The following is an 11,101-nucleotide window of genomic DNA, read 5'->3' as shown; positions in this document are numbered from 1 at the left end:
TCAATTTTAAGATAGTAATTTATTATAAATTACGCCATCTATCTCTTTTTTAGCAACTTTTTCTAACTCATCGTTTGAGTAAATAATAGCTAAATTTTTAGAATCAAACATATAATTCTCTGCTATTTTTTGTATTTTTTTGGCTAATTTTATTTTAGAAATTATATATCTTGAATTTAAACTATTTGCATATATTGCTTCTTTCAAACTATCTACAATCACAGCAAAATTTAAAGAGTTTTCATAACAATATTTAGCTATTTTTTCATCATAATTAAATAGCAAAATAGAGTTTGGTTTTGTAGTTTTTATATCTTCAAGACTACTTATAAAACAAGGTTTTTCATAAGGTACTAAGCTATCACCTATTATTAACATATATTTACCTTTTATTTAAACAATCATTTGAACAATAAAATTTTCCACTACTAACAATCCCCTCTTTTTGAGAAATAAAAGTTTTGCAAGTTGGACACTCTACCATTTCATCAGAGATTAATTTATCATCTTTTTTTATATCATTTTTTCTTGATTTTTTAAAAAAAATAAGATAAATCAAGAATCCAATAATTATCAGTCCTAAAATTTTAAGTAACATAATTAAGCCTTTATATATAAGTAATTTCTATCATTTCTTGAAACAATTTGATAGTTATTTATTTTCGCAATTTCTAGTTCACTTTCAAGCATACTTCCCTTATAAAAAAGATAAGAGGTATCAGATTTTTGCATATTTACTGTAATTTCCAATAAAAGTTTTGTATTTGTTACAGCTCTACTTGTGATTAAATCTACTTTAATATCTTCTACATCTTCAGCTCTTTTTTGAATAATAGTAAGATTTTGTAAACCTAAACTTGCCTTTACAAAATTTAAAAAAGCTACTCTTTTTACTCTTGGTTCTACTAAAAAAGCTTTTATATCTTTTTTTGCAATAGCTAAAATAAGCCCTGGATAACCTGCTCCCGTTCCAATATCTGCAAAACTTGAGAAACTTTCTATAAATTTTAATGGATAGAGTGAATCTAAAATATTTTCATTTATATCTTCAACACTTAATCTTCCACTTAAATTGTGCACTTTCCCCCATTTTTGTAAAAGTTCTATAAAAATTTTGCAATCTTCATAAAAACTATCTTCAAAATCTAAGTTATTTCTTTCAAGTAAACTTTTTAAACTCAAATTAAATGTCCCATTTTCTCTTTTTTAGTAGATAAATAAGCTTCATTATATTTGTTTGATTTGATAATAGCTGGTATTCTTTCAACTATTTCAACACCCAAACTCTCAACATATTTTAGTTTTTCAGGGTTATTTGTGATAAGTTTTAGTTTTTTGATTTTTAAGTTCTCAAAAATATATCCAACAACTCGATAATCTCGCTCATCTTCAGCAAATCCAAGTTCTAAATTTGCCTCAATAGTATTTCTTCCATTATCTTGAAGTGCATAAGCATTTACTTTGTTTACTAAACCTATATTTCGACCTTCTTGTCTATGGTATATTACCAAACCACCATTTTTTGCAATAAATTTTAAAGATAAGTCTAATTGACTTTGGCAGTCACATTTTAGACTTCCCAAAGTATCTCCTGTAAGGCACTCTGAGTGAATTCTTACATATGGAGCTTCTAAATTTTCAAAATCTTGACTCATTATTGCTAAATGTTCTTGATGTCCATCTTTGTATGCTTTTATTTTAAATTTTCCATATCTTGTAGGTAAATTTGCTATATTTGATTCAATTATATTCATTTGTATTTAAACCTTAAACTGTTAAAATCGCAAAGATTATAACCAAAAGAGGTAAATATTATGTTTAAACGATTTAGAAGATTAAGATTAAATGAAACTTTAAGAAATTTAGTTCAAGAAACAACTTTAAGTAAAGATGATTTTATATATCCACTTTTTGTGAAAGAAGGAAAAGGTATAAAAACTGAAATTTCTTCAATGCCAGGAGTTTTTCAAATGAGTATTGATGAGATTTTAAAAGAGTGCGAATATTTACAAGAAATAGGACTAAACTCTATTATACTTTTTGCCATTCCAGATACAAAAGATTCTGTAGGAAGTGAATGTTTGTGTGATGAAAGTATCATTGCAAGAACTATAAAAGCTATAAAAGAGAAATTTCCAAATATGTTTATAGTTACAGATTTATGTTTTTGTGAATATACAGACCATGGACATTGTGGGATACTTGACCCAAAAACACAAAGTGTTCACAATGATAAAACACTTGAAATATCTGCACAACAAGCTTTAGTTCATGCACGTGCAGGTGCAGATATGATAGCACCAAGTGGAATGATGGATGGAATTATCACAACACTTAGAAATGCTTTAGATGAAAATGGTTTTAAAGATTTACCTATTATGGCATATTCTACTAAATTTGCTAGTGGATATTATGGTCCATTTAGAGATGTGGCTGAATCAACTCCATCTTTTGGAGATAGAAGAACTTATCAGATGAATCCTGCAAATAGATTAGAAGCTATTAATGAATCACTTGAAGATGAAAAAGAAGGTGCAGATATACTTATGGTTAAACCAGCACTTGCTTTTTTAGATATTGTTAGAGATATACGAAATGAGACAAAACTTCCACTTTGTGTCTATAATGTAAGTGGTGAATATGCTATGCTAAAACATGCTGGAATTGCTGGGCTTATAGATTATGAAAGGGTTATGATGGAAACTATGATAGCTTTTAAAAGAGCTGGAGCAAATATCATAATAAGTTATCATGCAAAAGAAGTTTGTGAGATATTAAATAAAAAGTAAGATGAATAACTACCAAAAAGCCATAGAAAACTCAAATATAGTTTCAAAAACTGATATAAATGGGATTATCACATTTGTAAATGATGAGTTTTGTAATCTTTTTGGTTTTACAAAAAATGAACTTATAGGTAAAAATCACAATATAGTAAGACATCCTGATACTCCAAAAGAAAATTTTCAAACTCTTTGGAATACAATTTTAGAAAAAAAAGTATATAAAGCCACAGTAAAGAATCTATCAAAAAATAAAAAAGATTTATACTTAAATACTACAATTATTCCTATTTTAGACAAGTTTGAAAATATTATTGAGTTTATTGCAATAAGATATGATATTACAAATGAAATGATGTTGCAACAAGAAGTAGAAGAAAAACAAAAAATCATCTTTTTACAATCAAGAATGGCAAGTTTAGGACAGATGTTGGCAAATATTGCTCATCAATGGAGACAACCTTTAACTGAACTAAATTTAAGCCTATATAATCTAAAAAAAGCTTTTGAAAAAGAAGATAAAAAAGAGTTTGAAAAACTTTATGATAGTAGTAAAAACCTTATTTCAAATATGTCAAATACCATTGAAGATTTTACAGACTTTTTTTCCCCACAAAAACATAAGAGTAAATTTTTATTAAATCTTGCAATAAATGAAGCCTTGAAAATAGTATCAAGAATAGTAGAAGATGAAAATATAACTATCAAATTTGATATAAAAAAAGATTTAGAAATTCTTGGTATAAGAAATGAACTTGTACAAGTTATATTAAATCTCATTTCAAACTCAAAAGATGCTTTTAATGAAAAACAAATCTCACAAAAAGAGATTTATATTAAAAGTTTTGAAGATAATGAATTTATATATTTAGAGATTATTGATAATGCTTTAGGTATTACAAAAGAGATAGAAAATCAAATTTATGAACCATATTTTACAACAAAACATCAAAGTAGTGGAACGGGACTTGGGTTATTTATATCTAAAATAATAATAGAAAATAGTTTTAATGGTAATATCTTTTATGAAAAAATACCTAATGGCTCAAAATTCACTATTAAATTCCCAATTTTAGGTTAATTTTATGAAAAATTTAAAAGTTTTAATAGTAGAAGATGAACAAAAACTAGCAAATCTCATAAAATCATCAATCAAAGAACTATTTTTCAAAATAAGTATTGCAAAAGATGGAGAAGAAGGCTTAAAGAAATTTAAAAGTTTTAAACCAGATATCATAATAAGCGATATTATGATGCCTAAATTAACAGGCTTAGAAATGAGCAAAAAGATACAAGAACAAAACAGCTCAATACCTATCATAATTTTAAGTGCTTATAGTCAAAAAGAGATGCTTTTAAAAGCTATTGATTTGGGGATATCTAAATATTTTATAAAACCATTTGATATTGAAAGCTTTATTGAATACTTAAAAGAGTTGTCAAATAAAATCATAAAAAGTAAATCAATAGTTTTAAAAGATAGTTTTGTATTTCATAATAATAGTTTAAGCTTATACAAAGATGATATTTTAGTTAATCTTACAAAAAGAGAAAGAGAATTTTTATATATTTTAATCAAAAATAAAAACTCCCTTGTAAGAATAGAAGATATTAAAAAAAATCTTTGGGAAGATGAAGTGAGTAATGAAAGAGTAAGAACTTTTATAAAAAGATTAAGAGTCAAAACATCAAAAGATTTAGTGGAAAATGTATCTTCTCAAGGATATTTAATTTCTGTACTTGATAGTTAATTTTGAATTATCTATTAAATCCTTATTTAATAGCTTGTTTTGAGTAATATTTCCAATGTTTGATGAGGTTTGTAAGAAATTCTGTATGTAATAAACATTACGATATCCCAAACAATAAATAGTGTTTATAATCTCTTTTATATCATTTTCATCAATAAAATTCCTATTTACAGTTGTTCTAAGTTCAAAAGGAAAATCTATTTTTAAAAGATATTTAATTGTATTTAACATATCATCATAGCTATCTTTTTTTGTTATAAACTTAAATTTATCTTTAGGAGCTTTAAAATCTATTGCTATAAAATCAATAAGATTTTTAGATAATAGCTTTTTTATTGCCTTTAAATTTGTTCCATTTGTGTCAAGTTTTATTTTAAAACCTAGCTTTTTAACTTTCTCGCAAAAAAATACCAAATTATGCATAGTAGCTTCGCCACCAGATAGTACAACAGCTGTTAAAAGAGTTTTTCTTTTACTTAAAAAATCTAAAATATCATTGTGAGTATATAAACCTTGTTTAGCAAAAACTATATTATCATTATAACAATAGTTACATCTAAGATTACAAGATATATGCCAAACTATGCAGGATATTTCACCTACATAATCTGTTGTTGTAAATCTTGTAAAATCATAAACAATTTTTTGGTTCAGTAAATTTAACTCTTTGTTTATGTTCACCTTTTTTTCCTATATTAAAACTCTCAACTGGTCTATGATAACCCATAACTCTAGTATATACTATACATTTTGTTCTTTTTTCCATATTCTTTTCAAGCAATTTTATCTTTTCCATTCTCTAACTCCTTTTTTATAATTTCATCATCACATTTAGGACAATACTCATATTCTCCAGTTAAATAACCATGTTTAGGGCAAACTGAAAATAGCGGTGTTATCGTGATATATGGTAATCTAAAATTTGTTATTACATTTTTTACCAATTTTTTACAAGCTTCACTATTCGAAATTTGTTCTTTCATATATAAATGAAGAACCGTTCCTCCAGTATATTTACACTGTAAATCATCTTGTAACTCCAAAGCTTCAAATGGATCATCTGTAAAATCTACTGGTAATTGAGAAGAGTTTGTGTAATAAATATTTTTATCAAGCCCTGATTGTATAATATCTTTGTATCGTTTTTTATCCTCTTTTGCAAACCTATAAGTTGTTCCTTCTGCTGGAGTTGCTTCAAGATTGTATAAATTTCCAGTTTGTTCTTGATATTCAACCATTTTTGCTCTCATAAAATCTAATAATTCTAAAGAGAAATCAATGCCTTTTTTAGAAGATAAATCTACATTTTCTTCTTCAAAAAAGTTTTTTAGCATCTCATTCATACCATTTATACCAATAGTTGAAAAGTGATTATTAAAATGTGGTAAATACCTTTTTGTATAAGGATAAAGACCTCTATCATACATCTCTTGTACAAAAACTCTTTTCTTCTCTAAACTATCCTTTGCTAAATCCATAAGCTCTTCAATTCTACTGTATAGACCTTTAACATCATTTTTATATAAATATCCAAGCCTTGCCATATTTATAGTCACAACTCCTATACTTCCTGTCATCTCAGCACTTCCAAATAGCCCTCCACCACGTTTTAAAAGCTCTCTTAAATCAAGTTGCAATCTACAACACATACTTCTTACATGTCCTGGTTTATAAGCTTCAGAATTTGCTACTAAATTTCCATTTTCATCTTTTTTATATTGACTTCCTATAAAATTCTGAAAATAACTACTTCCTATTTTTGCTGTATTTTCAAATAAAATATCTATATTTTCACTTTCCCAATCAAAATCTTCAGTTATATTTACTGTTGGTATTGGAAAAGTAAAAGGTTGCCCTGTTTTATCACCTTCAGTCATAATCTCATAATATGCTTTATTTATTTGATTCATCTCTTTTTGAAAATGTTTATAAGTAAGCTCTTCTAAGCTATTAACTCCCCTATTTTTAGCTTCTTCTAAAAGGTTTGTATCTTTTAAATCTAAAAAAAGATGTTTTTGATTACGAGTTGGGATTTGTTCTTTTAAATCACTTGGAACAGTCCAATCAATAGTAATATTTGTAAATGGACTTTGTCCCCAACGTGCTGGAACATTTAAGTTATAAATAAAACTTCTTATAGCTTTTTTTATCTCTTTATATTCAAGTTTATCTTTGAAAATATAAGGTGCTAAATATGTATCAAAAGAGCTAAAAGCTTGAGCTCCAGCCCATTCACTTTGAAGTATTCCTAAAAAATTTGCCATTTGTCCTAAAGCTTCTCTAAAATGATTTGGAGCAAAACTCTCAACTCTTCCTCGAACTTCATTGAACCCTTCATCAAGAAGTACTCTTAAACTCCAACCTGCACAATAAGCACTCAAACAATCCAAATCATGAATATGAATATCTGCATTTCTATGAGCATATCCTTGCTCTTTTGTATAAATTTTATCAAGCCAATAGTTTGCTATTATTTTCCCTGCACTATTATTTATAAGTCCTGCGTGAGAGTATCCTGTGTTTGAATTTGCTTTTATTCTCCAATCTTCTCCATTTATATACTCTTGTATTGTTTGAGTTGAATTTACATAAGTTGTATCATCATTTAATCCTAAAATTTGTTCTCTTTGTATTTTATGAAGATGTCTATATAGTATAAAACTCTTCATAACATCGAAATATCCACTTTTATAAAGCTCTTTTTCTATTAAATCTTGTATAGTTTCTACTTCTTTGATACTTTTTGACTTTATTTGAAATAACACAGAAAAAAAAGCCTCTTTATCATATTTTATGTTTACACTTTTAAAAGCTTTTTTTATTGCATCTTCGATTTTATAGACTTCAAACTTTTGTTTTGTTCCATCTCTTTTTAAAATATAATCTATCATTTTTTATCCTTTCTCAACTTTGAAAGTTTATGTAAGAAAGTCTTAATAGCAAATAACTATTTTTGTCACAAAAGTGTCATTTTATGATACTTTTAAAATTGATTCAATGTTGTTTTTAAGTGTTTATAAAAGATAAATTAAATAAAATGTTTGCTTTCAATCAATATAAGGAAATCATTATGCGACACTTCTTAAGCTTAATTGACTACACAAAAGATGAGATTTTAGAGATACTTTCTTTAGCTCAACAAATAAAAGATGAAACAAAAAAAAGAGAATTTAAAGATTATATGCCTAAAAAAGTTTTAGGAATGATATTTGAAAAAAGTTCTACAAGAACACGAGTATCTTTTGAAACTGGTATTTATCAACTAGGTGGAATTGGACTATTTCTTTCATCAAATGATATTCAACTAGGTCGTGGTGAACCTATGAGTGATACAGCTAGAGTTATTTCAAGAATGGTTGATATGGTTATGATTAGAACTTTTGAACAAGAAAAACTTGAAGAGTTTGCTAAATATTCTAAAGTTCCAGTTATAAACGGGCTTACTGATAAATTTCATCCTGTTCAATTACTTGCAGATTATCTTACAATTATGGAAGAAGGTTTAGATAAAGATTTAGTTGTTGCTTATATTGGAGATGGTAATAACATGGCTCATTCATGGTTAAATCTCGCATCTAAACTTGGGTTTGAGCTAAGAATTGCAACTCCAAAAGATTATCAAGTTGATAGTGAAGTTTTAAAAAATGCTCTAAATGAAGCTAAAAAAAGTGGTGCAAAAATATCTATTGGATTTGACCCAAATGATGCTGTAAAAGGCTCAACAGTTGTTACAACTGATACTTGGATTTCAATGGGACAAGAAGATGAAAAAGATAAAAGAGTAAAAGATTTTGCTGGATATATGGTTGATGAAAAAATGATGAATTTAGCAAAAGAAAATGCAATATTCTTACATTGTTTACCAGCATATAGAGAGTATGAAGTGAGTACATCTGTACTTGAAGGAAATCAAAGCAGAATTTTTGAAGAGGCAGAAAACAGACTCCATGCACAAAAAGCTGTTATGGTTTGGTTAGATAGAAAAAGAGATGAGAAATAATTAAATGATAGATTTTGCAAAATTTGTAAAATATTCAAAACCAGGACCAAGATATACTTCATATCCAACTGCTCCAGAGTTTACTGAAAATTTTACGCAAGAAGAGTTAAAAGAGTTTTATAAAAATCAAAGTGATGATAGAGTTTTATCTCTTTATATTCATATGCCTTTTTGTAGAAGTGCCTGTTATTTTTGTGGATGTAATACAATATTTACTTCAAAAGAAGATAAAAAAGAAAAATATATAACATATTTAAAAAAAGAGTTAAATATTTTAAAAAATCATCTAAATACTTCAAGAACTGTTACTCAAATGCACTTTGGGGGAGGAACTCCAACATTCTTTTCACCTTCACAACTAGAAGAGGTTATTATTGCTATAAAAGAAGTTTTCCCAAATTTTAGTAATGATGCAGAGATTTCTTGTGAAGTTGATCCGAGATATTTTACAGTAGAACATATGAATGTTTTAAAAAATGGTGGCTGTAATCGGCTTAGTTTTGGAGTTCAAGATTTAGATGAGACTGTACAAAAAACTATACATAGAATTCAGCCTTTTGAACTAACACAAAATGTTATAAAAATAGCAAGAGATGCTGGTATAACTTCAGTAAATACTGACTTAATATATGGTTTACCATATCAAACTAGAGATAGTTTTAAAAAGACTTTAGAACAGATGATTACACTTAATACAGATAGATTTGCAGTGTTTAATTATGCTCATGTTCCTTGGCTTATGAAAACTATGAGAAAATTTGATGAAACAACATTTCCAACTCCTGAAACTAAGCTGGAGATGTTAAAAGATACAATAGATTTTTTTACATCAAATGGATATAAAATGGTTGGGATGGATCACTTTGCAAAACCAGAAGATGAACTATTTAAAGCTATTGAGAAAGGTGAATTACACAGAAACTTCCAAGGATATACAACTAAAGGTGGTGCTGATTTAATTGGAATTGGGCTAACTTCTATTGGAAATGGGGTTGATTATTATGCACAAAACTTTAAAGAGTTAGAACCTTGGGAAAATGCTATTGATAATGGCGATTTACCAGTATTCAAAGGTTATAAACTTTCAGATGATGATATATTAAGACAGTTTGTAATTATGGAACTTATGAGTAATTTTTCTTTAAATATACAAAGAGTTGAAGAAGAGTTCAAAATAAACTTTAAAGGGTATTTTAAGGATGCCTTAATTGCATTAAAAGAGTTTGAAGATGCAGAACTTTTAAATATAAATGACGAAAAAATTGAAGTTTCTCAAACTGGTTCTATGCTAATAAGAAATATTTGTATGCCATTTGATGCATATTTAAATAAAATTCCAGAAGAGAAAAGAAGATTTTCTAAAACTATCTAAAATATAAAGTAAAGATTATATCTTTACTTTATCCACTTAAAATTAAGATTTATCCTAATTATTTTTTTAAAATTAAGCAAACTTTTAAGAAAGTTTGAGTTAAATAATTTCACACAAATAGTGCTATTTAGCACCATAGAAAAACGACAAGGAATAATTATGGGAAAAGCGTCTTTTAGTGTTGAAAGATTAACACAAAATACAGATATTCATACTCAAAGATTAAATGGTTTTAGTTGTGCAATTGTAGGAGATTGTAGCAATAACTATTTTAAAGAATTTTATAAATATGATGATTTTTTAATAAAATCTCAAAATAAGTATAAAGAAACTATCAAACAAAATATGCAACAAAGTGCTATCTTAAATCTATTTCAAGAAGCAATTATCTCAATAGATGAACATCACAAAGAAGATGATATTATAGATCTATTTTTTGAATTAAAACAAAAATTTGGTGGACATGAACTAATAAATCTAACAATTCACAAAGATGAAGGTTATTTCCAAAAAGATGGTAAAAACTACTATCCTAATAAAAATATTATAAAAAAAGGAAATGATTGGTTTATTACTTATGATTTGAGTAATAGCAAAAATGAAGAAGATTTTAATGTATTAGTAAATATAAATGAATTTCATACAATATTGACTCCTCATGCTCATGCTATTTTTTCAATGTTTGATTTCAAACTTGGAAGAAATGCAAGAATGCAAAAAAAAGACATGGTTGAAAGGCTTAAATTTGTAGCTCAAATTTTAAAAATGGATTATGCTCCTCAAAAAATATATAAAGTTATTTCTAATCAAAATATTTCGGGCTCACAAGATGATTTACAAAATTTAGATAATCAAATAAATATTAGAACACAAACTTTATGTGATATAAATACACAAGTTGCTTCAAAAGAGATTGAGTTAGAAGATTTAAGTCTGAAATTGGCTGAACAATACCATATATTGAATGATATTTTAAATAAAATCAGACAAAAAGATAATGATTTAAATGATTTAATTTCTCAAATCGTAATTAAAGAAGATATTTTAGATAGCCTAAGTAACACGATTTTGGTAAAAAGTACAAATATTACAAGTCTTGAAGTACAAATAAAACAAAAAGAGTTTAGATTAGATGAAATAAACAATAAAATAGATATAAAAGCTCAAGGTATAGCAATATAAAATCTAAGGCAAA

Annotated in this window: 13 protein-coding genes; 6 read left to right on the top strand and 7 right to left on the bottom strand. The window is 26.6% G+C overall.

Translation table 11 applies throughout. The annotated features are described in order from the left end of the window. Positions 1-6: 6 nt before the first annotated feature. Genes CRU91_RS01070 through ribA form a run of 4 tightly spaced genes read right to left on the bottom strand, consistent with a single transcriptional unit; the run spans position 7 to position 1,754 of the window. Positions 7-378 (bottom strand): hypothetical protein, encoded by a 372-nt coding sequence (locus CRU91_RS01070; RefSeq protein ID WP_113892526.1) that lies wholly within the window; start codon positions 376-378, stop codon positions 7-9. Between the two features lie 4 nt (positions 379-382). Next, a complete protein-coding gene (locus CRU91_RS01065) occupies positions 383-598 on the bottom strand; it encodes a PP0621 family protein (RefSeq protein ID WP_113892525.1) in 216 nt (71 codons plus the stop codon). 2 nt (positions 599-600) lie between these two features. Continuing rightward, positions 601-1,182, bottom strand: coding sequence for a 16S rRNA (guanine(527)-N(7))-methyltransferase RsmG (rsmG, locus tag CRU91_RS01060; protein WP_113892524.1), 582 nt, complete (start codon positions 1,180-1,182; stop codon positions 601-603). Next, positions 1,179-1,754 carry a GTP cyclohydrolase II gene (gene ribA, locus CRU91_RS01055; protein WP_113892523.1) on the bottom strand — a complete coding sequence of 192 codons (576 nt, stop codon included), beginning with the start codon at positions 1,752-1,754 and terminating at the stop codon, positions 1,179-1,181. Before ribA ends, rsmG begins: the two co-directional genes overlap by 4 nt. A 60-nt stretch (positions 1,755-1,814) precedes the next feature. Between ribA and hemB the strand changes: the two genes are divergently transcribed. From hemB to CRU91_RS01040, 3 genes are read left to right on the top strand one after another with little or no spacing between them, the layout of a single operon-like run. Beyond that, a complete protein-coding gene (gene hemB / locus CRU91_RS01050) occupies positions 1,815-2,789 on the top strand; it encodes a porphobilinogen synthase (RefSeq protein ID WP_113892522.1) in 975 nt (324 codons plus the stop codon). A 1-nt stretch (position 2,790) separates the two neighbouring features. After that, the gene (locus CRU91_RS01045; RefSeq protein ID WP_113892521.1) at positions 2,791-3,864 is read left to right on the top strand and encodes a PAS domain-containing sensor histidine kinase; all 1,074 of its coding nucleotides are present in this window, start codon (positions 2,791-2,793) and stop codon (positions 3,862-3,864) included. Between the two features lie 4 nt (positions 3,865-3,868). Continuing rightward, positions 3,869-4,534 carry a response regulator transcription factor gene (locus CRU91_RS01040; protein ID WP_113892520.1) on the top strand — a complete coding sequence of 222 codons (666 nt, stop codon included), beginning with the start codon at positions 3,869-3,871 and terminating at the stop codon, positions 4,532-4,534. Here CRU91_RS01040 and CRU91_RS01035 read toward each other — a convergent pair. From CRU91_RS01035 to CRU91_RS01025, 3 genes are read right to left on the bottom strand one after another with little or no spacing between them, the layout of a single operon-like run. Beyond that, complete coding sequence (locus tag CRU91_RS01035; RefSeq protein WP_235826915.1) at positions 4,511-5,215, bottom strand: anaerobic ribonucleoside-triphosphate reductase activating protein; 705 nt, start codon at positions 5,213-5,215, stop codon at positions 4,511-4,513. The two genes, CRU91_RS01040 and CRU91_RS01035, sit on opposite strands and share 24 nt — an antisense overlap. Then, positions 5,166-5,330 carry an anaerobic ribonucleoside-triphosphate reductase gene (gene nrdD, locus CRU91_RS12445; protein WP_113892519.1) on the bottom strand — a complete coding sequence of 55 codons (165 nt, stop codon included), beginning with the start codon at positions 5,328-5,330 and terminating at the stop codon, positions 5,166-5,168. The genes CRU91_RS01035 and nrdD overlap by 50 nt, the downstream gene beginning before the upstream one ends. Continuing rightward, positions 5,308-7,425, bottom strand: a complete 2,118-nt coding sequence (locus CRU91_RS01025) for a ribonucleoside triphosphate reductase (RefSeq protein WP_113892518.1) — start codon at positions 7,423-7,425, stop codon at positions 5,308-5,310. The genes nrdD and CRU91_RS01025 overlap by 23 nt, the downstream gene beginning before the upstream one ends. 179 nt (positions 7,426-7,604) lie before the next feature. Here CRU91_RS01025 and argF point away from each other — a divergent pair, with 179 nt between their 5' ends. The 3 genes from argF to CRU91_RS01010 all read left to right on the top strand — a co-directional run bounded on the left by argF (position 7,605) and on the right by CRU91_RS01010 (position 11,088). Continuing rightward, on the top strand, positions 7,605-8,534 hold the full coding sequence (gene argF / locus CRU91_RS01020) for an ornithine carbamoyltransferase (protein WP_113892517.1): 930 nt from the start codon (positions 7,605-7,607) through the stop codon (positions 8,532-8,534). Between the two features lie 4 nt (positions 8,535-8,538). Beyond that, on the top strand, positions 8,539-9,906 hold the full coding sequence (gene hemN / locus CRU91_RS01015; RefSeq protein WP_113892516.1) for an oxygen-independent coproporphyrinogen III oxidase: 1,368 nt from the start codon (positions 8,539-8,541) through the stop codon (positions 9,904-9,906). A 159-nt stretch (positions 9,907-10,065) separates the two neighbouring features. Further along, on the top strand, positions 10,066-11,088 hold the full coding sequence (locus CRU91_RS01010) for a hypothetical protein (RefSeq protein WP_113892515.1): 1,023 nt from the start codon (positions 10,066-10,068) through the stop codon (positions 11,086-11,088). Positions 11,089-11,101: the final 13 nt, after the last annotated feature.

It is taken from the genome of Aliarcobacter vitoriensis (genome assembly GCF_003316695.1).
GTDB classification, from domain to species: Bacteria; Campylobacterota; Campylobacteria; order Campylobacterales; family Arcobacteraceae; genus Aliarcobacter; species Aliarcobacter vitoriensis.
Note: the sequence above shows the minus strand (reverse complement) of the source record. Positions and strands in the feature narration are given on the sequence as shown.

Excerpts from the sequence above, each read along its gene's own strand:
- CRU91_RS01070 (WP_113892526.1), bottom strand. The coding sequence starts at position 378 with ATGTTAATAATAGGTGATAGCTTAGTACCTTATGAAAAACCTTGTTTT.
- CRU91_RS01065 (WP_113892525.1), bottom strand. The coding sequence starts at position 598 with ATGTTACTTAAAATTTTAGGACTGATAATTATTGGATTCTTGATTTAT.
- ribA (WP_113892523.1), bottom strand. The coding sequence starts at position 1,754 with ATGAATATAATTGAATCAAATATAGCAAATTTACCTACAAGATATGGA.
- hemB (WP_113892522.1), top strand. The coding sequence starts at position 1,815 with ATGTTTAAACGATTTAGAAGATTAAGATTAAATGAAACTTTAAGAAAT.
- CRU91_RS01045 (WP_113892521.1), top strand. The coding sequence starts at position 2,791 with ATGAATAACTACCAAAAAGCCATAGAAAACTCAAATATAGTTTCAAAA.
- CRU91_RS01040 (WP_113892520.1), top strand. The coding sequence starts at position 3,869 with ATGAAAAATTTAAAAGTTTTAATAGTAGAAGATGAACAAAAACTAGCA.
- nrdD (WP_113892519.1), bottom strand. The coding sequence starts at position 5,330 with ATGGAAAAGATAAAATTGCTTGAAAAGAATATGGAAAAAAGAACAAAA.
- CRU91_RS01025 (WP_113892518.1), bottom strand. The coding sequence starts at position 7,425 with ATGATAGATTATATTTTAAAAAGAGATGGAACAAAACAAAAGTTTGAA.
- argF (WP_113892517.1), top strand. The coding sequence starts at position 7,605 with ATGCGACACTTCTTAAGCTTAATTGACTACACAAAAGATGAGATTTTA.
- hemN (WP_113892516.1), top strand. The coding sequence starts at position 8,539 with ATGATAGATTTTGCAAAATTTGTAAAATATTCAAAACCAGGACCAAGA.
- CRU91_RS01010 (WP_113892515.1), top strand. The coding sequence starts at position 10,066 with ATGGGAAAAGCGTCTTTTAGTGTTGAAAGATTAACACAAAATACAGAT.